This window comes from Pseudoalteromonas lipolytica, from assembly GCF_003515105.1.
GTDB classification, from domain to species: Bacteria; Pseudomonadota; Gammaproteobacteria; order Enterobacterales; family Alteromonadaceae; genus Pseudoalteromonas; species Pseudoalteromonas lipolytica.
In genome coordinates, this window is sequence record NZ_CP032090.1 from 1,283,543 (window position 1) to 1,304,987 (window position 21,445).

21 protein-coding genes are annotated in these 21,445 nt (G+C 40.5%); 11 read left to right on the top strand and 10 right to left on the bottom strand.

The window, feature by feature from the left end; all coding sequences use genetic code 11:
- The first annotated feature begins 166 nt into the window (after positions 1-166).
- From D0907_RS05820 to D0907_RS05835, 4 genes are all read left to right on the top strand, one after another.
- The gene (locus D0907_RS05820; RefSeq protein ID WP_036969661.1) at positions 167-841 is read left to right on the top strand and encodes a response regulator transcription factor; all 675 of its coding nucleotides are present in this window, start codon (positions 167-169) and stop codon (positions 839-841) included.
- The gene (locus D0907_RS05825) at positions 841-2,250 is read left to right on the top strand and encodes a sensor histidine kinase (RefSeq protein WP_065979771.1); all 1,410 of its coding nucleotides are present in this window, start codon (positions 841-843) and stop codon (positions 2,248-2,250) included. Before D0907_RS05820 ends, D0907_RS05825 begins: the two co-directional genes overlap by 1 nt.
- Positions 2,251-2,313: 63 nt before the next feature.
- Complete coding sequence (locus tag D0907_RS05830) at positions 2,314-2,502, top strand: DUF3185 family protein (protein ID WP_065979772.1); 189 nt, start codon at positions 2,314-2,316, stop codon at positions 2,500-2,502.
- A 68-nt stretch (positions 2,503-2,570) separates the two neighbouring features.
- Entirely contained in the window at positions 2,571-4,745 is a 2,175-nt protein-coding gene (locus D0907_RS05835) for an exonuclease domain-containing protein (protein ID WP_036969653.1), read from the top strand.
- Between the two features lie 29 nt (positions 4,746-4,774).
- On the opposite strand, the gene queC is transcribed toward D0907_RS05835, so the two are convergent.
- On the bottom strand, positions 4,775-5,431 hold the full coding sequence (gene queC / locus D0907_RS05840) for a 7-cyano-7-deazaguanine synthase QueC (protein ID WP_036969651.1): 657 nt from the start codon (positions 5,429-5,431) through the stop codon (positions 4,775-4,777).
- Positions 5,432-5,577: 146 nt separating this feature from the next.
- Between queC and queE the strand changes: the two genes are divergently transcribed.
- The gene (gene queE, locus D0907_RS05845; protein WP_036969649.1) at positions 5,578-6,243 is read left to right on the top strand and encodes a 7-carboxy-7-deazaguanine synthase QueE; all 666 of its coding nucleotides are present in this window, start codon (positions 5,578-5,580) and stop codon (positions 6,241-6,243) included.
- Between the two features lie 122 nt (positions 6,244-6,365).
- Here the strand turns inward: queE and bcp are convergent, their stop codons facing one another.
- Both bcp and D0907_RS05855 read right to left on the bottom strand, forming a co-directional pair.
- Positions 6,366-6,848, bottom strand: a complete 483-nt coding sequence (bcp, locus tag D0907_RS05850; protein WP_036969646.1) for a thioredoxin-dependent thiol peroxidase — start codon at positions 6,846-6,848, stop codon at positions 6,366-6,368.
- A 10-nt stretch (positions 6,849-6,858) separates the two neighbouring features.
- A complete protein-coding gene (locus D0907_RS05855) occupies positions 6,859-7,392 on the bottom strand; it encodes a glycine cleavage system transcriptional repressor (RefSeq protein WP_036969643.1) in 534 nt (177 codons plus the stop codon).
- Between the two features lie 367 nt (positions 7,393-7,759).
- On the opposite strand from D0907_RS05855, the gene bamC reads away from it, so the two are divergent.
- A complete protein-coding gene (bamC, locus tag D0907_RS05865; protein ID WP_036969641.1) occupies positions 7,760-8,821 on the top strand; it encodes an outer membrane protein assembly factor BamC in 1,062 nt (353 codons plus the stop codon).
- A gap of 71 nt (positions 8,822-8,892) precedes the next feature.
- The gene (locus tag D0907_RS05870) at positions 8,893-10,260 is read left to right on the top strand and encodes a YjiH family protein (protein ID WP_118844153.1); all 1,368 of its coding nucleotides are present in this window, start codon (positions 8,893-8,895) and stop codon (positions 10,258-10,260) included.
- 30 nt (positions 10,261-10,290) lie between these two features.
- On the opposite strand, the gene D0907_RS05875 is transcribed toward D0907_RS05870, so the two are convergent.
- A complete protein-coding gene (locus D0907_RS05875) occupies positions 10,291-10,434 on the bottom strand; it encodes a DUF2897 family protein (protein ID WP_074988602.1) in 144 nt (47 codons plus the stop codon).
- 231 nt (positions 10,435-10,665) lie between these two features.
- Positions 10,666-11,202, bottom strand: a complete 537-nt coding sequence (locus tag D0907_RS05880) for an acyloxyacyl hydrolase (protein WP_036969637.1) — start codon at positions 11,200-11,202, stop codon at positions 10,666-10,668.
- A gap of 237 nt (positions 11,203-11,439) precedes the next feature.
- On the opposite strand from D0907_RS05880, the gene D0907_RS05885 reads away from it, so the two are divergent.
- Positions 11,440-12,033 carry an MlaC/ttg2D family ABC transporter substrate-binding protein gene (locus tag D0907_RS05885; RefSeq protein ID WP_036969635.1) on the top strand — a complete coding sequence of 198 codons (594 nt, stop codon included), beginning with the start codon at positions 11,440-11,442 and terminating at the stop codon, positions 12,031-12,033.
- Between the two features lie 256 nt (positions 12,034-12,289).
- Positions 12,290-13,627 carry an ankyrin repeat domain-containing protein gene (locus tag D0907_RS05890; RefSeq protein ID WP_074988600.1) on the top strand — a complete coding sequence of 446 codons (1,338 nt, stop codon included), beginning with the start codon at positions 12,290-12,292 and terminating at the stop codon, positions 13,625-13,627.
- Positions 13,628-13,907: 280 nt separating this feature from the next.
- Here D0907_RS05890 and D0907_RS05895 read toward each other — a convergent pair whose 3' ends face one another.
- The 5 genes from D0907_RS05895 to D0907_RS05915 are packed head-to-tail and all read right to left on the bottom strand — an operon-like array spanning position 13,908 to position 17,447.
- A complete protein-coding gene (locus tag D0907_RS05895; RefSeq protein ID WP_074988599.1) occupies positions 13,908-14,369 on the bottom strand; it encodes a DUF2069 domain-containing protein in 462 nt (153 codons plus the stop codon).
- Positions 14,366-14,920: an NAD(P)H:quinone oxidoreductase gene (gene wrbA / locus D0907_RS05900; RefSeq protein WP_118844154.1), complete on the bottom strand. Its 555-nt coding sequence runs from the start codon at positions 14,918-14,920 to the stop codon at positions 14,366-14,368. Before wrbA ends, D0907_RS05895 begins: the two co-directional genes overlap by 4 nt.
- On the bottom strand, positions 14,920-15,267 hold the full coding sequence (arsC, locus tag D0907_RS05905) for an arsenate reductase (glutaredoxin) (protein WP_074988597.1): 348 nt from the start codon (positions 15,265-15,267) through the stop codon (positions 14,920-14,922). The genes wrbA and arsC overlap by 1 nt, the downstream gene beginning before the upstream one ends.
- Before the next feature lie 55 nt (positions 15,268-15,322).
- Positions 15,323-16,780 carry a beta-barrel assembly-enhancing protease gene (gene bepA / locus D0907_RS05910; RefSeq protein WP_036969619.1) on the bottom strand — a complete coding sequence of 486 codons (1,458 nt, stop codon included), beginning with the start codon at positions 16,778-16,780 and terminating at the stop codon, positions 15,323-15,325.
- A 1-nt stretch (position 16,781) separates the two neighbouring features.
- Positions 16,782-17,447 (bottom strand): hypothetical protein, encoded by a 666-nt coding sequence (locus D0907_RS05915; protein WP_036969618.1) that lies wholly within the window; start codon positions 17,445-17,447, stop codon positions 16,782-16,784.
- A 367-nt stretch (positions 17,448-17,814) separates the two neighbouring features.
- Here D0907_RS05915 and D0907_RS05925 point away from each other — a divergent pair, with 367 nt between their 5' ends.
- Positions 17,815-18,882, top strand: coding sequence for an AI-2E family transporter (locus D0907_RS05925; RefSeq protein WP_036969615.1), 1,068 nt, complete (start codon positions 17,815-17,817; stop codon positions 18,880-18,882).
- A 118-nt stretch (positions 18,883-19,000) separates the two neighbouring features.
- On the top strand, positions 19,001-21,271 hold the full coding sequence (locus tag D0907_RS05930) for an aminotransferase class V-fold PLP-dependent enzyme (RefSeq protein ID WP_118844155.1): 2,271 nt from the start codon (positions 19,001-19,003) through the stop codon (positions 21,269-21,271).
- The last annotated feature ends 174 nt before the right edge of the window (positions 21,272-21,445 follow it).

The following is a 21,445-nucleotide window of genomic DNA, read 5'->3' on the forward strand; positions in this document are numbered from 1 at the left end:
TTTCTTAATCGAAACTACGGCAATAGTAGGAAGCAAAACTTAAGAAATCCTTATGGTAATCTTAATATTTTCTAAACCAGAAAAACTTCAGTAAATCTTAAGTGAATCTTAAGTTTGGTGCTGTAACCTGATGAGGTAGAAGAGTTTTTACTTATTTGAGTAACATATGAAATTGTTAATTATTGAAGATTCAGTGTCATTAAGACGTAGTCTACGAGTTGGCCTTGAAAACTTAGGTTTTACCATTGATGAAACTGGCGATGGCGCTGAAGGACTTAGTATGGCAATGACAGGAGAGTACGAATTAATAGTACTCGACATTATGTTACCCAGTATTGATGGTATTACGTTATTACAAACCATAAGAGCAAAGCAGCTCGATGTGCGTGTGCTCATTTTATCTGCCAAGCAAGAACCTGAAGACAAAGTGAAAGGGCTGCTGACTGGGGCCGATGACTACCTAACAAAACCATTTTCGTTTGATGAGCTTCATGCAAGGTTATTAAACTTGATGCGTCGCGGTGGCTTGAAAACAATCAGTGATGTGATCCGCATCGATAACTTGGCTTTGAACTTACAATTAAAACTGTTGCAAGTCGGTGACACTGTAATCGACCTTACGCCCAACGAATACAAAATTGTTGAGTGCTTATTTAGTAATCAAAATAAAGTGATTACATCAGAAAAGTTAAGTACTTATATTGCAGGGCAATATGACTTAGTTTCGAAAAACTCTATTGAGGCGCATTTATCATCAGCACGTAAAAAGGTCAGAGCGGCAGGTGGTGAGTTACCTATTCAAACCAAGCGTGGTTTTGGTTACATAATTCAAGGAAGGTGATGAAATCAATTCGCAGTAAATTAGTTTTTACTCTATCCATAGCGATAACTGGGCTTGTTTTAGGTATTTTATTAGCCACAGATATTGCAGTCGATAATTGGATTGATAATGAGTTTAACCGTGGCTTACACTCAAAAGCTGGCATGCTGATGACTTTGGTACATGAAGATGAAGAAGGGGTGGCTTTTAATTTCTCGAGTGAATTTATGCCAGAGTTTGATGGGCAGTTTGAGCCTGAGTATTTTCAGATTTGGACTGAGGAGGGAGTGTTTACACGCTCACAAAGCCTTAATTTATTTGCTTTGAAGAACCTTAAGTTTGAAGAGTTAAAATTGGGTGAAGCGAAAATAATGACCACCCAGCTACCGGATGGTCGTGACGGACGAATCATTTATACTCGTTTTCAGCCGCAACTTGACTCGCACTCACATAGGAATTTTTATAATGGAGTGAGTAGACCACATCACAGCACGCTTACTTTGGCCTATGCCGCGTCTTCTGAAGAAGTTGATTTTATTTTGTGGTTAATTGACGTTATTTTTATTGTAACCACAGTGACAGTCATTGTTTTTATTCGGCTCTTTGTACGTAAATCGGTCGACAGTTCTTTAGCGCCACTGAATAAACTCAATCGTGATATTAGTCGGCTTAGTATCGCAGATAAAAATGCAATAATTGTCGTTGAAGAACCAGTTAAAGAGCTGCAGCCGATTGTAAATAGCTTGAATGCCTTTATTAAAGAAAATAGGCAGCTGTACTTTCGCGAAAAACGTTTAACGTCAGACATCGCTCACGAACTAAAAACCCCCATTGCTGAGCTAATCAACATGGCCGAAGTGGCCATTCGTTTTCCTGATGAAAAAGAATTTGAAGCCGATTTTAAACCCGAGGTACTGAAAATTAGCCAACGGTTAAAAAGCATTGTGTCGAACCTATTGCTACTGCATAAATACAGTAATGAAGCCTTACCAAAACAAGATGCTTGCGATTTAAATCAGGTCATAATGCGTACCTTAGAAAGGTGCGATCTAGAGCGAGTTGAATTTGCACTTCAAGAAGATATCCCAGCTATTGTTAGTAACTTATTTGCACTTGAATCAATCATCATCAATCTTGTGAATAACGCCAAACAATACAGCCCAGAAAAGAGTGTAGTGACTGTAAGTACGCTGCTTAATAAAGAGGGTAAGTTGCAATTATCTGTTACTAATGAATTAAAAATACCCTTAACCGATGAAGATATTAGCCAGTTATTTGATCCACTGTGGCAAAAAGACAGTGCCAGAACATCCAGCGATAATTTTGGTCTTGGATTATCGATTGCCAAAGCGTTAAGCACATCGATAAACGCCGAACTTAACGTTGAGTTAAATGATGAAATTATTACCTTTAGTTTGAAATTAAAGTGAAATTTTGCAGCGTGTGTATTTATGTGCAACACTGAAAGTGAACAACAATAAGGAATAATAACTATGGGTAAAATTATTGGTATCGCACTTATCGTGATTGGTGTTGCACTTGCTGTATGGGGTTATAACGTTTATGACTCGGCCAGTGCTCAAGTAAGTCGTACGTTTAGTGGCGACACACCAATCGAAGCATGGCTTGGTATGGTGGGGGGGGCAATCTGCGCCATTGTGGGAATTTATAAAGTAAAATAAGCAACCACATGTTGAAATAAGCAAGCTAATACCTGATACTGTATTTATATACAGTTGTGGTGTTAGCTATGCAAAAACAATTACCGCTAAAATATTATTTAAATCACTTTTTTGAATTAGCCGAATTTATTCAGGCGCAATGCAAAACGTTGCTAACTCCTGAACAACAGCAATTTATCGTTAAGTTAACCCAGCTCGACGAACAAAGCTTGTGTACTTTGTTACGTATCTATTCGCGAAAACCAAGACTCGTCGCGCTTTCATCGCTTAATTACGAAGAAATCCCAAACCTACACGGCGCTATTTTTAAACTTAAGCAGTTTGCGCTGGTGGCTCACCCTACGGTTGATGATCTTGATTTGGTACTTGCTCATTTAACGAAACCTGAGCTTGTTGCATTGCTTGCCGATGACGCACTTTTTAAAACCCCTGTTACGTTTAAAAAGTCGGCCAGTAAAGGGGTTTTACTGGCACTGTGTAAACAACATATTGACCGAGAGGCGAATACGCTTGAACAGTTATGTGGAGAGTTTGTTGTTAATAGCCGAGCAGAATATTACGAGTACTTTGAATTTTTATACAGCGGTCGCTTAAGTGCAGGTGATATAAACCATCAAAACCGCTTTGTTATGCGTGATTTAGGGATAGCGAAGGTGCGTAATGATGTTGGTGAAACGCGGTCACGTTTTAATACTCTTGAAGAAGCACAGACTCATTACCAATTAAATCAATGTCGCATGCAGTTTAAGGCATGCGAGATGCCTGAACAATATCGTCATTTAGCCAATGAACTGTTACAGATAAACTGTACTGACGATTTAGCGCACAGTATTAAAAATAAACTGCTTATTCGCTTATTTAAGCAATTTAAAGAGGTCGATTTGGCTTATGCATGCACACTTTTAGATAATTGCACTGGTAGCAGTGAGGCACAAGAGCTGGCTATTCGTGTACGTTATAAACAAGGTGATACTGAATGGGTACAGCAAACGTTAGAAGCAATTATTAACGACCCCATCGACGACGGCATTTTGTATTTTGCTGAAGATTTCTTACAACGAAAATACAACAAGCAGCAGCGCTCTCGGTTAACACAAATGCTCAGTGATACTGAGTGTCAGTTAGAGATTGACGATATTTATCGTGGCGATGTTGAGCAAGGAGTCTGTGAGTATTACCAACAGCAGGGATATACGGTATTTTTTACTGAAAATAATCTGTGGTTGAGTTTATTCGCGCTGACGTTTTGGCAAGAACTGTTTGTGGATACACCGTACCCACCGTGCAATGAATTTGATATTTACCCGCATGTTTTATTAGCCGATTGTTTTTACGCTTCGCAGCAGGCAGATATTGAGCAAAAACTGGCAACGTTCACCCATAATGATTGTATTTATAAGCAGGTTTGCAAAAGTGCAGCGCAGTTTTACGATACGCCAACGGGGTTGTTTCAATGGCACAGTGATATTCTTGAGCCTTTAAAAGTGCTTATTCAGCACAGTGAACTTGAGAGTTTAAAAGCGCATTTATTGCAAATGACAAAAACTTTTAAACAACTCAAAGATGGCTACCCAGACTTAATGGTACTGAAAGACACTGGCTTGTGCTTTGAAGAAGTGAAAGCGCCTGGTGATAAACTCAGACGCAATCAGCTGGTGAGTATTGATATATTAAAACAGCATGGCTTTACCGTGAATATTGTTGCGGTAAATTGGTTTAATGATCCTAACCGTATATACAGTGTGGTTGACATTGAAACCACGGGTGGGGTGCAAGGTAATAATAAAATAACCGAAATTGCCGTGGTGCAGCTACAAGCCGGCGAAGTGATTAAGCAGTGGGCAAGTTTAATTAATCCAGAGCGAAGTATACCGCCATTTATCACCAAGTTGACCGGCATTAATGCCGCCATGGTGCGCGATGCCCCTTGTTTTGCTGATATAGCCGATACGCTCAGAGGGCTCTTAAAAGGGTCGGTATTTGTGGCTCATAATGTGAATTTTGATTACAGTTTTATTCGTAAAGAATACGCCGCAATCGCCCAGACCTTTAAAATGCCTAAATTGTGTACGGTGGTTGAGTCGCGAAAAGCATTTCCGAAACTTCCCTCATACTCGCTTGGTAATTTAGCTGCACATTTTGAACTGAATTTAACGAATCATCACCGTGCGCTGGCTGATGCTACCGCCACAGCCCAGTTGTTAAAACTTATTCAGCAAACACAATCAAAAAAGGCGAGTTAAACTCGCCTTTTATCATTTTGCGTTTGCGGTTATTCGTACTCAATAGGGTCTGTTACGTTATTAAGTGTGAAGGCTTCTAAACGCTCTTGGCATGCACCACATTTACCACAGGCTTTGTCGCGGCCGTTGTAGCAGGTCCATGTTTGGCTGTAATCAAGGCCCATTTTTAAACCATCTGTCAAAATATCGATTTTCGTATTGTTTAAATAAGGGCTGAAAATTTCAACGGCGTCGTAGTTTGCAATACGGCATACATCATCCATTTTTTTAACGAACTCTGGACGACAATCTGGGTAAATTGCATGGTCACCTGAATGAGCACCGTAATACACTTTGCTGGCTTTTAGCGACACTGCGTAGCCAACAGCCAGTGATAATAAAATCATGTTACGGTTTGGCACGATCGTGCTTTTCATGCTCTCTTCTTCGTAATGACCTTCTGGCACGTCTATATCGTCGGTTAACGACGAGCCGCCAATCAGTTGATTAATCGCAGAAATATCAACGATTTTATGAGGAACACCAAGCTTTTCACATACCTGTGCCGCCACTTTAAGCTCTTTAACATGACGCTGGCCGTAGTCGAACGACAGGGCATACACTTCGTGGCCTTGCTGCAGGGCTTTATTTAATACGGTAAATGAGTCCATACCGCCGGAATAAATAACAACTACTTTTTGCGTCATAACTGTTTTGCTCATACTTTTGATAGAGGTTTACTTCAGGGCGCGATATACTACACGGCTCGGGCCTAAATAACAATTTTTGCCCGCGATTTTGGTTTTTAGGCGGCCAATTTTTACTGTCCGTCGCGTCGTAAGTGAGATGTCTTTTGTACAAAATTAACGAAGTGTTTGAAACAATTCAAGGTGAAGCAAGTTTTACGGGTACACCTTCAATCTTTTTACGTTTGCAAGGCTGCCCTGTGGGCTGTGCTTGGTGTGATACAAAACAAACATGGGACGTTGATAATGTGTATAGGGTGTCGCTTGATGACACGGTCGAAAAAAAAGCGGACTCTGATCATTGGGCCGAAGCCTCTGCAGAGCAAATATTAGCGCTATTTAAAGAACGCGGTTACAACGCAAAGCATGTGGTGATCACCGGTGGTGAACCTTGCATGTATGACTTAAACCCAGTGTGTGAGCTATTACATGCAAACGGTTATTCTACGCAAATAGAAACCAGCGGCACATTCGAGATTTTAGTCCCTGAGCAAACGTGGGTGACGGTTTCACCAAAAATTAATATGCGCGGCGGTTACAAAGTACTGCGCAGTGCAATGCAACGCGCCGATGAAATTAAACACCCAGTGGCTATGCAAAAGCATGTCGAAGAGCTTGAAGATTTGTTCTTAAAAACAGGCGTGAATCCGCGTTTAGTTTACCTTCAACCCATCAGCCAAAAAACATCAGCGACTAAACTGGCCATTGAAACCTGTATTGCAAAGAACTGGCGTTTATCAGTGCAAGTGCATAAGTATTTGGGAATTAGTTAAACAGATAATTTTTGTGTACAGAAACAAAAAAAGCGTTGCACCATGGCAACGCTTTTTTACTATGTTCTCGTAACTCGTAACTCGTAACTCGTAACTCGTAACTCGTAACTCGTAACTCGTAACTATTTATTCTGCGCTAAATAATCAAGCACAACCTGATGATGATCTTTGGTTTTAAACTTATCAAACACGTGCTTGATTTTACCATCTTGGCCAACTAAAAAGCTGATGCGGTGAATACCCTCGTACTCTTTACCCATAAACTTTTTGTAACCCCAAATACCGAATGCATCGGCAATGGCGTGATCTTCATCGGCTAACAGATCAAAGTTAAGCTCTTTCTTTGTTTCAAAATTCTTTAGTCGTTTGATTGGATCAGGGCTAATACCAACAACGTGCGTATTGAACTTAGCAAGCTCTGCTTTTTCATCACGAAGGTTTTCAGCTTGCACTGTACAACCAGGAGTTGATGCTTTAGGGTAAAAATAAACCAGTACTTGCTGCTCTTTTAAAAGATCAGCTAAGACAACGGTTTCGTCGTTTTGGTTTTGTAAACTAAAAGCAGGGGCTGTGTCGCCAGCTTGTAGTGGATTAATTTTCTTCATGCTTTGCTCCTTAGCGAATGCGTCTGAATATATAGTCTACGTTCAAACTACGAGAAAGATCTTCAAAGCTCACTTTAAAGTGATCAATATCGACTTCTACAGGGATATTAAACTCTAGTTCGCAGCGCATTTTAAGTTCGTCATTCTCTTCATAGGTGTCTGATTTAAGAGAACAAATACTGATATGATTGTCAGCAAAAAAGCGCGTTACTTTGCTTAGTGTTCCCGGTGTGTCAATACCTGTGTATTCGAGGGTGTAACCAGCACAAAATTCACACGCAACATGACTTGCTGTGCGTTTCATCATGGTTAATAAGCCAAGCTCCATGCCTTTTGTAGGCAATGTATGCTCAATGCGGCTAATTGCTGACATATCGCCAGCCAATAACATGATAAAGGTAAATTCGTTGCCCAAAATAGCAATGCGACTGTCAATTATATTGCAATGGCAATCACTCACTAACTGAGTCAATTCGCTAACGATACCGGGTCTATCTTCGCCAATCGCAGTGAGCACTATCTGATGATTTGTAAAAACAGTCATGGAATTTTAAGTACCTAGTAATTAATAATACCAATAGATATAAGCCAGAATAAGCCTTGATTTCACGTGAGTTTAATAACGCACGGCGGCAAAGTTTAACATAATTTACTCAGTTAACGATAGCGACGATTAATTAAGCCGTGAATAAAGTACGCTCTTTCTTGTTTTTAGGGGCATCAGAAAGTACCATAGTTAAAATTTTGCAAGGTGATAAGCAAACACATACGTTACGCTAACCCAAACCATTCGGGTTTTTTGCATAAAATAAAAAATGTAAAGTTAAAAGTGATTTTACAGTGAACCAAATCGGCATTACCCACTCATATATTTGTTAAAAAAATTAAGGGTTTGCTAAGGAGAAATATCTGTGCAGTATTGGATCTCAAAGGCGCTTGCTGTAAGCGTATTGGTAAGTTTAACTGGGTGCGGTGTATTTACCGATGAAGCACACCATAAACGTAATTATCGTGCTAACGAACCGGTTAAAGCGCCTGAAGGACTTGCGCAACCAGCTCAAGATCCGACTTATAAAATGGAAGTGGCTCAGTACGACAATAATCCTGAAGCGAAAAATTATCGTCCACCGGCGCAAGTGATCACCATTGCACAAGGTAGCTGGGTTGAAGAAGGCGATAAAGACGCACGTGTTTATTTTGATAAAAATGACGGTATCGTTGATTTAGATGAATTTATTTGGGATTCCGTTCACGCGGTACTGAATGAGAGTAATACCCGTGCCGTTAAAGAAGATAAGTTATTAGGCAGCATAGAAACTGATTGGTACACAATCATCAAGCCTGAAGATAGCTGGTTTTGGGAAAGCGAAACGGAAGTGTCACAGCAGCGTTTTCTTTTTACAATTGAAGAGAAATCGCATCAACGTACTGCATCTTTAAATGCAAAACTGGTTGATTATAAAAGTGACTCACAAGAATTAACACCGCTTCTACAACAACAATTAGAAGTGCGTGCTTTAAACCAAGTAATCGCTGAGTTTGACTATCGTTATCGTCAACTTGAGGTTGAAATGCGTAAACAACAAGGCATTATTTCGCTTGAAATGGGCTTTGATAACAAAGGCAACGCCGCATTAGTTACTGAGCAAGATTACTTTGTTGTGTTTGATCGTTTTTCTGGTTTCTTAGAGCGTTTGTCTTTCACCATTGTTGAAATTGATCAAGAGCGCGGTTTGATCACGGCTGATTACAAAAAGCCAGAGTCAAGCGTGTGGGATTCTATTTGGGGTGAAGAGCTTGCAGAACTGCCTATTGAAGATGGCCAATACCAAATTCTTGTTAGCCGTACCAATGAAGGTGGCACAAGCCTGACTTGGATGGACTCAGAAGGCAATACACTTGAGCCGGGTACAATGAATGACCTACAACAAGCATTAGAAAATGCGCTGCGCCAACGCGGCATCAATATTTAATAATTAAAAAAGTTAAAACCACCACAAAAAGAGCCTAGCCGCTCTTTTTGTGGTTTTTACAGGTTGAAAATATGTCTAACTTAAACGCTGCAAACCGCAGTAACTTGCGAACTTTGTTTACCTTTTTCGTTCCTTCACTTATAGGTGTCTTCTTGTTTATGACGCCGGTACCCATAGGTGAAGCAATGACAATTCCAATTGCTGTTATGGCAAAAGCTGTGCAGGAGTGGATTGCGCCATTTGCATTGGGGTTAATTACCACAATTGTGTGTATCACAGGTTTTATGTCGTTAATAATAAAGTTTTTTAAGCCAAGAGCGCTGTTAAAAATATTTATTATTAAACATTTGTTTGATGTAAGTTGGCTGTGGTTGACTGTGCGTTTGCTCGGTATGGTATTTATTATATTAACGTACACGAAGCAAGGTCCCGAAATGATTATTTCGGGTGATACAGGGGCATTAGTTTTAAACGACCTCCTGCCGGTACTTTTTTCGGTGTTTATTTTAGCGGGTTTACTGCTGCCATTATTACTCAACTTTGGTTTGTTGGAGCTTGTTGGTACGTTACTGACAAAGGTGATGCGCCCTTTATTTGGTGTACCAGGACGAAGCGCCGTTAACTGCGTAGCGTCGTGGCTTGGTGATGGTAGTGTCGGTATTTTAATGACCGCACGCCAATATGAAGACAAGCATTATACACAACGTGAAGCTGCGATTATTGGTACCACATTTTCTGCTGTATCAATTACTTTTTGTTTGGTTGTTATTGGCCAAGTAAAATTAGAACACTTGTTTGCTCCATTCTATTTGACCGTGTGTTTAGCGGGTTTTGTTGCTGCTTTAATTGTTCCGCGCTTACCGCCTTTACGTTTTAAGAAAGATTTGTATGTTGACGGCACAGAACCCGACAAGCATGCAGAGTCGGTGCCAGAAGGGAAAACTCTTATTACGCATTCTCTCGATGTAGCTTTAGCTAAAGCACGCACAGCTCCAGGCGTTGTAGGTACGCTTAAAGAAGGCTTACACAACGCATTTGACATGGTTTTTGCTGTATTACCCGTGGTGATGGCTGTGGGTACATTTGCCCTGATTATCGCTGAATACACTGCCATTTTTGAATACATGGGCAAACCATTTGTGCCATTTTTAGAATTACTGCAGGTTCCTGAAGCAGAAGCAGCGGCGCAAACTATTATGGTGGGTTTTGCCGATATGTTCATACCGTCAATATTAGCGGCGGGAAACATTGAGAGCGATGTCACCCGTTTCATTATTGCTGCTATGAGTGTCACGCAGTTAATTTACATGTCTGAAGTAGGGGCATTGTTATTAGGCAGCAAAATCCCAGTGAATATCGTTGAATTGTTTTTAATTTTTATTTTAAGAACATTAGTAACGCTGCCGGTCATTGTATTGATGGCGCATTGGTTAGTGTAAACTCGTCAGCGCATAATCAAAAAGCCCTGATCAATCAGGGCTTTTTTGATCATTTTCGTCTTTTTTTTCGGGCTTTTTAAAGTCCATTTTTGCTGCATGTTTTAATAAAGCAAGGTTGCCAATGACAACCCCAAACACGGCCACGACGATTGCAATTTTTTGCCAGGTTTCCATAGGTACACTCAGCTAATTCACCAACCTAGATAGTAGCACTTATATCAATCCGCAAAAATACTTAATCATTTTGAGTGTTCAAACCAGTCGCTACCTGCGTTAAAAATGTCTGATTTACGACTGTATGGATGCAGGAGCAATTGCCGAGAACAACTAAATAACTAAATTTTGCCTTGTTATCAACGCGGTTATATTGCCTCAAAATAGACCTCTTAATTAAGCACAATGGTATTAAAAGCGTTTTGCATAAGAAAGAGAAATAAAATCAAGTCCAGGGTTTGGGCTTTTGAATCCTGCGTTAGAGTAGTGTAAATAGCGTAGTGCTAACGAACGGTTGTCACCTAAATCAGCAACCAAGCCTAACCTATCTTCAAACTGGTAGTGAGTGCTAACATTTTTTCCTGCAAAGTGGGTGTCATCTAAAATTGAGACGCCTATACCAAACTCAACTGACACCGGTATACCTTTAACATTGAACACGGGGTATTGAATCACGGGTGACATTGCTAACACTACGTTAGTTTGATGATTGTTTTCTTTACCGTATTGCCAAATGTTAAAACTCGATTCGAAGTATAAACGGCCGTACTTGAGTGGTAATTTCTCGCTCGGGATATGATATTGGTAGGCTAATTTAATGCCTTTCACGTCGCCTTCACCTTGAATATAATCAATTGCATAACCATGATTTGAAGCTGCATAAAGCGGGCCTGCGAACAAAGCCGTTGCGCAAAGTATGAGGGTTTTTAATTGATGCATTTTTTTCATATCGGTACTTCTCTTTGTGACTGTGAGAATGTAGATAAGGGCAGGGGGGAGTCGTTTTCAATGTGCGAAAATACACAGACGCTGTGCAGGCTCGTGGTTTTAGAAGTAATTATATGAAAATGCTAATAAAAACTGATTGGTGTCATTTTGGCATTAAAAAGGTGTCGTATTGGTTCTTTTTCTTTGGGGTAGTAATCGGTATATTAGCGAAAATTTTTTGATCCAGAAGCACACACAATGACCAGATTAGTTAATTCATTCTTGCTAATTGCAACACTCTTTACGGCCAGTGTAAGCGCCAGTAATGTGAGTTCGCCAAAGCAGTTATTAGAATCAGTAACAGCCGATTTATTTGTTGATATCGCCAATGTGAATGCCAAAGGTGATGCAAGCCCTGAAGCAATGAGCAGTATTGTAGAGCAACGTTTACTGCCACACATGGATATTAAATTTGTATCTTACAAACTGCTAGGTAAGCATATTAAAGGTTTACGCCGCGAACAGGCTGTTGAGTTTATTGCTGCTGTTGAGCATTATTTAACGGTGACTTATGCGGGTGCGCTTATGAAGTACACTGGCCAAAAAGTTATTTTCGATCAATCTCAGTTAGTCGATGGTGATTATGCAACAGTGAAAACGCAAATTGTTGATGATAATGCCCCAGCCATTGATTTACACTTTAAGTTGCGTCAAGGCAAAGACAAGCAATGGAAAGTTTACGATATCGTTGCTGAAGGTATTTCGCTCTTAAGTGCAAAGCAAAAAGAAGTATTGCAACGCATTAGCCAAGTAGGCATCGACCAAGTAACACACGAATTAGCCAGTAAATAAGTTTATATAGTCTCCAACCAAGCAGTGTGCTCCGTGTGTGTGCCACTGCTTTTCTATTTTCTTTAAAAATCACCTACTTTGCGCTAGCACCTCGTACCCTCTGTGGTAGAATCAAGCTACTTTTCTTATTAACCTAAGTATCTGTCAAGATACTCGTTTTTTGGTCGCAATATTAAGCTCAGTGTCAGTTATATTTTGTTATAACTGAGTGCTTAATAAGACCTCGAATAATGTGCAGCGGAGTTGTGTTTTTTTAATGGAAAATGTACTGATTTGGCCGAAGGAATACCCGTTACTGATCAAAGGATTAGCTGAGCAAAACGGGGCTTATATTTTAGATGCTTTAGAAGCTTGGCCTGCATGTCGTTCAACAAATGAAGATGACGGTGTGTGCACGACGGTTCTGCCACCTATTTATTACCTTACTTGGTTAACACCGCTTGAGCCTTTTGAAGAGTGCTACTTTCAGCATATTTCTGAGTTTGATGAATCTGCGCAGCACTATATAAATGCAATGAAAACGCATTTTCTAGACAACGATTACACCCCAGAAAGCCTTGTACTTATGCTCTGCCAGCGTCTTGAAAAATACGCCAGTGCATTTGCGCAATCAGCGGTTAAAACACCGATTACACTTATTCACCAGCTATTCAATCGTCGTTATTTTACGGTGATTGAGCATGTGCTGAATCAAGGTGCAAAAATGTCTGCACAAGACGTACTTGAGCTGTGGACTGAAGTGGATTTTAGAGACCGTCTTAGTGGCTTTATCCCTGAAACGGTTGCTGACCTGGAACACTTAACCAGCCTTGCAGCAGATAAAGTCGCGCAAGGGGAAGACTACTTTACGTTATTGAAGTTGGTCTCGCCAGACGTTGATTCTGTCGCGTTACTTGAGCAAGCGCTGTTAGCGCATTTAAGTCATGAAAGTGCAAAGCAAACAATGGCAAAGCGCTTTATTGAGCAAGGGGCAACAGGCACACTTGCTGACGAAAACGGTAAAACAGCGTTTATGTGGGCGATAGAAAAAGGCTACGTAAATGTTGTTGAAACGATACTCGAACATCAAGATAAAACGCGACAAGATAACAAAGGTAATACCGCATTACATTATGCCGTGTTTGCCCAAAGTGAACCTTTGTTAGTGTTTTTGTTAAAATCGGGGTTTGATTTTCGTGTCCGTAATAACGAAGGTTTAAGTTGTTATCGCTTAGCCGTCAGTATAAAAGCAGATAACTTGGTAAAATGCCTAGAGCGCGATTTTGGGATTAAAGAACTTTCACCAGAAGGGCAGTTCGAACGTGTGAAAAAAGTGCATTTGCTGCATGCCATCGTCACTTTGCTTTTCCCTGTGCAGTTGTTCTTCTTTTTTGATGATAGCATTGCTATAAAAAGTGAATTAACGCTGAGCTTTACCTTGCTTGCCATCATGTGCTTTTTCTTTGCAACGAGCTTAAAGCGTTGCGCGCTTTACCCACATTTACGCCACCCTTGGGGACTCTTTCTACTGCGTATGTTTTCGTTGTTTAGTTTGATCGCACAAGTTGGTTTGGCAAGCATTGTGGCATTAGCGACACTTTCAGAGCTTGTTTAATACCATTAATTCGTAATAATACTTAATCATTTTGAGGGTTTAACCTGTCGCTATCTGCGTTAAAAATTGCTGATTTACGACTGCATGGATGCAGGAGGTAGAGCAATGCAGGAACCATTGCCGAGAACAACTAAATAACGATTTTTTTGCTTTGTTATCAGCGACGATTTAGCCTCAACACTGCTCATTTAATTAACCGAATTGAATTGGGATAAGTATAGAAGTGTGGAGTTTCCGCTTTTATTTCAATAAAAAACGGCAACCTTGGTTGCCGTTTTTGCTATTTTTTAGACTCGCTTTCGTGGGCGGCTTTTTCTTCTGCTAACTCTTCTTTGAGCTTACGAATTTTCAATCCTAACTCTTGCCCTCTATGGCGTGCATAATAAGTGCAACCAATAAACATGAGGCTTGCAAAGGTTAACTCAAGTAACACCCAAATAAGCTGATCTTGGGCTACCCAAAGCAAGGTAAAGCCATGAATAAAATAGAACATGACAATAAAGTTAGCCCATGCGTAGGTGTAGGGCTTGTCTTGAATAATTCCTTTTAATGGCAATAGCAATGGCGCAATATAAACAACAAATATAAATGCGTTGCTGTGGCCTTCTCGTGGTGCAATTAAAAACAACCAAATTGGCATTAAAATTAATAAACCAATGTAACCAATTAATGCAAAACGTTGAAAACGCTTTGTAATCGGCTTTTTGGCTACAGGGTGGTTTAACTCAGACTCTGAGCTCATTGTAATTTACTCGCAATCAGTGCCAGACGTTTTCCAACACTCTGACAAATTTTTATTTCGTCTTTACTTAGAATATTGCTGTTATTACTACCCGCGACATGTGTTGCGCCATAAGGCGTACCCCCTGTTTCGGTGCCAAGCAGTTCAGGTACGTCATAGGGAACACCAAGCAACATCATACCGTGATGTAACAGTGGTAATGATAAATTAAGCAGTGTGGCTTCGTTTCCGCCATGCATACTACTTGATGACGAGAAGACACAAGCAGGTTTATCAATCAGCTGGCCTTTAAGCCATAAATCGCTGGTTGTTTCCCAAAAGCTTTTTGCTTGTGAGGCCATCATACCAAAGCGTGTAGGAGTGCCAAACGCAAGGCCATCACAGTTAATCAAATCCTCTTTACTGATCAAGATGTCGTGCGGTTGACGTTGTACAAACGTACGCAATAAGGCGTTTGCCCCTTGCTGCTCAATGGCATCGCAAATCTCATGGGCCATAGCTTCTAAAGAACCATGGCTTGAGTGGTATAAAACAACAATATTGGTTGTCATTAAAGCACGCTTAATACGTTTTCAGGTGGACGACCTAGGGCTGCTTTGTTGTTATTTACAACAATTGGACGCTCAATTAATTTAGGATTAGCAACCATTGCAGCACGCAGTTTGCTTTCATCTTGCTCGTTCTTTAAATCAAGTTCTTTATAGATATCTTCTTTGGTGCGCATTAATTCTCGCGCAGAAGAAAAACCAAGCTGGTCTACAAGCGTTGCGATTTGCGCTTCATCAAGTGGCGTTTTTAAGTATTCAACCACGGTAGGTTGTACGTTATTGCTTTCGAGTAGGGCAAGTGTCTCACGTGACTTTGAACAACGTGGGTTATGATAAATAGTAACAGACATGGTGTGTTCTCTAAATTTATGAATTTGGTTTATTTTAGGGCAAGCGTGGCGAGACTTAAAGTCTCGCTAGTTCTTTTTGCAGTTGACGATATTGTGTTAGAAGTGCTTTTAAGCGTTGTTGCTTAACGAGCTCTTCAGGCTCAACAAAATTAAGCGCTTTTTGAATTTCGTCAGCGGCTTTTAAATAGGCTCCATACTGGGCAAGTACATCGGCATTTGCTTCATGATATGACGCCATATTTTCTTGTTTTTTATAAACAGAGGCAATTAATTGCTTCCCTAAGTTATGTTCTGGCTTTGCTAATAAAAACGATTTTAAAATACGCTCAGCGAGTTCGTATTGTTCTGCTTCAATTGCTGCATTTGCGTAGTTTAGGGTAATTACTTGATTGTTTGGCCTATCAACATCCAGTTTTGCTAAATACGTCACAGCCTCAGCGGCTTTGCCTTGTGCAATAAGTAAATCAGTGTGGGTGTCGATATAAAATAGGTTTTTAGGGTCTTCCTTCAGTAAAGGCTCAAGGATATTGGCTGCTTCATCCAGCTTTTTTTGATCTAACAAACTAATGCCTAATCCGTATTTCAGTGCGGTGTTGTGTACGGTATTTTCACGCATTAACTTACGAAATAAGTCTTCAGCAGCTTTTGATTTCTGGTAATAGCGAGCAATAACTCGGCTTTTTGCTAAATTGAACTCGAGGCTGTCTTCGAAATGTTTTTTTGGATATTGCTCGGCACGTAGGCGAACATCAGACACCCTGCTTTCAGGTAATGGGTGAGTTAACAAAAACGCCGGTGGCTTATACTTGTAACGAATTTGTGCAGCCAGTTTAGTTAAAAATTCACTCGATTGGCGCGGATCGAAGCCGGCATTATTGAGTGTTTGCATACCAATACGGTCTGCCTCTTGTTCTGCAGCTCGGCTGTGTGTTAGTTGGCTAAATGCCGCTTGTGTTTGGTTAGCTGAAATAATAGCAATACCGGCATCGGGAGCAACGACGGTTGCTAAAATACCTGCAATCATACCGGCAATGGTTAAAGCATTATTGTCTTGTTGTTGTTGAATACGACGCGCTAAGTGGCGTTGTGTTACGTGTGCAATCTCGTGACCTAGTACTGAGGCAAATTGACTTTCATTATCGGCTTGTGCAATGAGACCCGTGTGTACACCAACATGACCACCGTAAAAAGCAAACGCATTTATTTCGGGGTTGTCGATCCAAAAAAATGAAAAGGGGAAACGCACATCATTGGCATTGGCCACCAATCGACGGCCTAAAGTGGTGAGGTATTCATCAAGTACCGGATCAGATACGACAGGGGATGAGCCGCGAATTTGCATCATCATAACTTCGCCGATTGCTTGCTCTTTTTCAATCGGCAATGCTTGCAGTGCTGAGGTACCTAAATCTGGAAGCTTAAAATTTGTTTGTGCCTTCAACGGCTCACTATGCAGTATCGAAAACGTTAATAATGCACTGCATAGTGTAATAAAGGCTGATTTTATTCGCATTTTATTCCTTGTTGATTTGTTCACCTAGCATGACTTTGGCTATATCAATTTCGTCGCTGCATGCACGGCTATCTTTTTCGCACAATTGATAGAAATCTTTTATTGTGACTCCATCTAGCTTAACAACGTTCAACTCCCGTTGTAAAAAAGTTATGATTTTATGCACAACTTTATGAGCATGAAGGATCAGTGCTTTATCTGCTTTATCGCCTCGTTCAAAGTAAAATGCAATAAATTTATGTAGCTGATTGATACGAATCAGATTTTTCATAGTATGTGGATCCCACACACGAAACTCCATAAAGCGATTATCTTTAATATACTGATCGACCGTGACATCTTTTGCATAAGGATAAGCCCACAGCTCGAACCCTCGGTCCGTGAAGCTTTGGTGCAAAGCAAGGCGCGGCTTATTATTACACACTATTTCGCCTAATTCTGTTTCGTGTCCATCAAGTATATCAAGATTCCAATTTCGCGGGTCGATAAGCCGCTTTACTGCATTGTCAAAACCATGATCTAAAATACCTTCCGATTCGCTGACCGAAGATGCCACCATGTGATAAAATGGAGGCAATTCCCCCCAGTTTATTTGTTTTTTAAACCAATTAATCTCTTTAAGAGTTGGATTCGCTGGTAATTGCGCTTTATTATGCGAGCCAGGCATCGTGTTTCCTTTACTATCCGGTATCCGATAAGGATAAACTATTGCTTTGCGTGTTTTAAGAAAAAAATGATTTATTGCTCATTATAAAGACTTATTTTTTAATGAGTGCTGTGATCTAATACTTATTATTCATATAAATTACGTAGTTGATTCGTTATGTTGATGTGTGATTTGCGGCCATTTAAATGCCCGCAACAGTTTATTCAGTTTAAATTAGGGTTAAATAAGGCAGTATCTGCCAATCAATCAGTTACTTTTACATTTAATGCTGCTGAGTCGAGTGAGGATATGCAGCGATTTTTAGAAAAACATCATTACCATTTTAAAATTGACCTAAAATTAGGTGTACTCATTGTGGAGCCAATTCGTGTTTGAATATGTAAAAGCTTGGTACGAAAATAAATTTTCCGACCCCCATTCGGTCACCTTATTGTTGCTGCTAATTGCAACGGTGGCGCTGTTTTACTTTTTTGGCTCTCTTATTGTGCCGGTGCTGGTTGCGCTGGTCATTGCATATTTACTTGATTGGCCTGTTGTTCATTTAGAAAAGCTAGGCATGAAGCGCTTTACGGCCTCTATTTTAGTGATGCTGTTATTTAGCGGCTTGATGATCATGATTTTAATTGGAATGGGGCCTGTACTTTGGCAGCAAACCAGTAATTTAGTGCAAGAAACCCCCTACATGATAGAAAAAGGGAAAGCACTGCTGCTACATTTACCTGAAGATTACCCCAGTTTAATTACCTCTGAACAAGTTAAGTCGATAGTCAGTAGCGTTGAAGCAAAAGTGATTGAATTTGGTCAACTTGCGCTGTCGGTTTCGTTAACGTCGTTAAAAGATGTGGCTGCTTGGCTTATTTATCTGATTTTGGTGCCACTGTTAGTTTTCTTTATGCTTAAAGACAAGCAAGAATTAACACAAAGTGCTGAACGATTAATTCCAAAACAACGCCGCCTTATTATCCAAGTATGGCAAGAGATGAATCAGCAAATCATGAATTACATTCGTGGCAAGGTGTTTGAAATTTTAATTGTTGGTACTGCTTCATTTATTGCATTTGCGGTGCTTGATTTACGTTATGCAGCATTACTTGGCGTTTTAGTGGGCTTATCGGTGCTTATTCCATTTGTTGGCGCTGCTTTGGTGACGATTCCGGTTGCGGCTGTTGCGCTATTCCAATTTGGTTTAGAGACTCAATTTTGGACAATCCTTATTATTTATGGGGTTATTCAGGCGCTCGATGGCAATGTGTTAGTTCCGCTGTTATTTTCGGAAGCTGTTGATTTGAATCCTGTATTTATAATCGTTGCGGTTTTATTTTTTGGTGGCTTATGGGGATTCTGGGGCGTGTTTTTTGCGATACCGCTGGCGTCGCTTGTTAAAGCACTAATTAATGCCTGGTCATCAAAGCAGGTCGACCTTACTCCTAGCTAGCTTAGTATTAAAAGCTATATAAAACGCACTTTACTGACTAATTGATTATTATAATTTACACGTGAAAAATGTAAAATAGGTTATAAGATATATCTTTTAGTAATATGGTGCGTTTTTCATGGCAAATTTTTTTCTTCCAGACGATGCTAATCAGCAGATTTATTTAGATGCAAACGCAACGACACCGGTACTTCCTCAAATTGCAGATGTAGTGTCTCATACAATGCAAGTCTGTTTTGGTAACCCATCGAGTTCACACATCACAGGTATTCAAGCAAAATATCTATTAGAACAAACGCGAAGCAAAGCACGTGATGTGATTGGGGCGTCTGATGGCGACATATTGTTTACCTCGGGAGCAACTGAAGGTATTCAAACTGCTGTTGTATCGACATTAATAGCGGCAAAAAATCATCAAATTGAAAATCCAGTGTTGCTTTATGGCGCCACAGAGCACAAAGCGGTTCCAAATACACTAAAGCACTGGAACAATGTGCTGGATATTAATGCGCAAGTGTTGGCTATTCCGGTTGATAAATACGGCATTTTAGATCATGAGTTCATCCGCAAGCATGCTGCAAATGCTCTAATGATCTGCACTATGGCAGTCAATAATGAAACGGGTGTGTTTCAAGACTTAGCGGCTATCGAGCAAGTGATCCGCAGTGAAAACACGCGCGTCGCTTGGATGGTCGATTGTGTTCAAGCTTTAGGTAAAACCCGTTTGGCTTTAAGCCAAACCACAATAGACTATGCGCCTTTTTCTGGCCATAAACTGTATGCACCCAAAGGCATTGGGGTGCTATATATTCGTAAAGGCAGTGCATACACTCCGTTTATTGCCGGTGGTGGTCAAGAAAGCGGCATGCGCTCTGGCACAGAAAACTTACCGGGTATTGCTGGCTTGAACGAGTTGTTTTCGTTATTGCTTGATAAAGATAATCACACCTTTAAACCACTAGAGCAGTTACATGCTTTTCGCAAGCAGCTGCATGAAGCACTGATTGATACGTTTGGCAGTATTACGTTTAATCATGAATTTGAGTATTCAGTGCCAACGACATTAAATTTTGCTGTGAACGAATTAACCAGCAAAGAGGTGATGGACTTATTTGATGCTGCGGGTATTCGTGTTAGTGGCGGTTCTGCGTGTAGCTCTGGTGCGAATCGCAGCTTTGTACTTGATGCAATGGGCGCATCTGATTGGCAGAGTGAAAATGCAATTCGGATGTCATTTGGTCCAGCGGTAACCGAGCAAGAAATTAATTATGCCTGCGATAAAATCCGCTCGCTTAAACCTATTCTTGAAGCAAATTGCTTGGTGGTTTCGGACAGCACTTCACCTCAACAAGAGGTCTGTGCAATTGGTTTGACTCAATTACGTCATCAAGCGGCGTGTTGTTGGTTATACGTTGATAGCAATAAGCACGCAGTTGTGATTGATCCAATTATTGAGCTGATACCGCGAATGGCTAAAATTGTCGCAACACAAGGTTTGTTAGTTAAAGCTATTTTAGATACACACAAACATCAAGAACGCTTATCTGCTCGCTGTTTACTTGCTAAAGAACTAGCAGAGCAGTACGTAGGCAATGAAACAGACGAATTAGGCTGGCCTGTTAATGATGAAACAATACCACTTAATACCGCGCGTTTACGTAAAGTTGCGACACCGGGTCACAGCCAAGACAGTGTGAGCTATTTACTCGAAAATAGCCTAACAAATGATGTTAGCTATTGTTTCTGCGGTGATTTAATTCTTCCTGGTGGGTTAGGTAACACAGTAATTAGTGGCAGTGATACGGCACAAATGGTGCAATCATTAAAATCTCTCGCTACCCTGATTGATGATACTACGCTGATTTGCTCGGGACATGATTACCAGCAATGCTTTGCGATGGATTGGCATGCACAAAAAGCGACGACTCCTTTATTAGCGACGTTGCTTAATGGGCAGTTAAGTGAGGCTGAATTTATTGAATTAAAGCAGCAAGCCGATCAACAAAAGCAGCACACAAGTCACCCATTGTGTGGCTACGTTGATGTGCTTGAAAGCACGCCAATGAAACAGCTTACATCAACGGATGCCAAAGCTATGTTAGCCGATCAAGCAACCTATTTGATTGATACCCGTGAACCTTACGAACATGGTGTGGCTAATCTTGCTGAGGTATTTAATGTTGAGAACGCGAAAGTTATCAATATTCCATTGAGCCGTATGGCAAATGCGATAGTGCAAGGACAACTCGATAAAGCGAAAAATTATATTTTAGTGTGCCGCAGCGGTAATCGCTCAAAGCAGGCTGCAAATAATTTATCGCAATTAGGGTTTGAACATGTTTATAACTTGAATGGCGGACTCGCACTGATCAATTCCAATCAGCAATAATACTTAATTTTTGAGGAATTAAACCTGTCGCGACCTGCGTTAAAAATGCCTGATTTACGACTGCATGTATGCAGAGCAATGCAGAAGCAATTGCCGAGAACATCTAAATAACAACATTTTTGCCTTGTTATCAACGCGGTTTTATTGCCTCAAAATAGGCCACTGAATTAAGCG

Coding starts and splice junctions, on each gene's coding strand:
- D0907_RS05820 (WP_036969661.1), top strand. CDS start 167: ATGAAATTGTTAATTATTGAAGATTCAGTGTCATTAAGACGTAGTCTA.
- D0907_RS05825 (WP_065979771.1), top strand. CDS start 841: ATGAAATCAATTCGCAGTAAATTAGTTTTTACTCTATCCATAGCGATA.
- D0907_RS05830 (WP_065979772.1), top strand. CDS start 2,314: ATGGGTAAAATTATTGGTATCGCACTTATCGTGATTGGTGTTGCACTT.
- D0907_RS05835 (WP_036969653.1), top strand. CDS start 2,571: ATGCAAAAACAATTACCGCTAAAATATTATTTAAATCACTTTTTTGAA.
- queC (WP_036969651.1), bottom strand. CDS start 5,431: ATGACGCAAAAAGTAGTTGTTATTTATTCCGGCGGTATGGACTCATTT.
- bcp (WP_036969646.1), bottom strand. CDS start 6,848: ATGAAGAAAATTAATCCACTACAAGCTGGCGACACAGCCCCTGCTTTT.
- D0907_RS05855 (WP_036969643.1), bottom strand. CDS start 7,392: ATGACTGTTTTTACAAATCATCAGATAGTGCTCACTGCGATTGGCGAA.
- D0907_RS05870 (WP_118844153.1), top strand. CDS start 8,893: ATGTCTAACTTAAACGCTGCAAACCGCAGTAACTTGCGAACTTTGTTT.
- D0907_RS05875 (WP_074988602.1), bottom strand. CDS start 10,434: ATGGAAACCTGGCAAAAAATTGCAATCGTCGTGGCCGTGTTTGGGGTT.
- D0907_RS05880 (WP_036969637.1), bottom strand. CDS start 11,202: ATGAAAAAAATGCATCAATTAAAAACCCTCATACTTTGCGCAACGGCT.
- D0907_RS05885 (WP_036969635.1), top strand. CDS start 11,440: ATGACCAGATTAGTTAATTCATTCTTGCTAATTGCAACACTCTTTACG.
- D0907_RS05890 (WP_074988600.1), top strand. CDS start 12,290: ATGGAAAATGTACTGATTTGGCCGAAGGAATACCCGTTACTGATCAAA.
- D0907_RS05895 (WP_074988599.1), bottom strand. CDS start 14,369: ATGAGCTCAGAGTCTGAGTTAAACCACCCTGTAGCCAAAAAGCCGATT.
- wrbA (WP_118844154.1), bottom strand. CDS start 14,920: ATGACAACCAATATTGTTGTTTTATACCACTCAAGCCATGGTTCTTTA.
- arsC (WP_074988597.1), bottom strand. CDS start 15,267: ATGTCTGTTACTATTTATCATAACCCACGTTGTTCAAAGTCACGTGAG.
- bepA (WP_036969619.1), bottom strand. CDS start 16,780: ATGCGAATAAAATCAGCCTTTATTACACTATGCAGTGCATTATTAACG.
- D0907_RS05915 (WP_036969618.1), bottom strand. CDS start 17,447: ATGCCTGGCTCGCATAATAAAGCGCAATTACCAGCGAATCCAACTCTT.
- D0907_RS05930 (WP_118844155.1), top strand. CDS start 19,001: ATGGCAAATTTTTTTCTTCCAGACGATGCTAATCAGCAGATTTATTTA.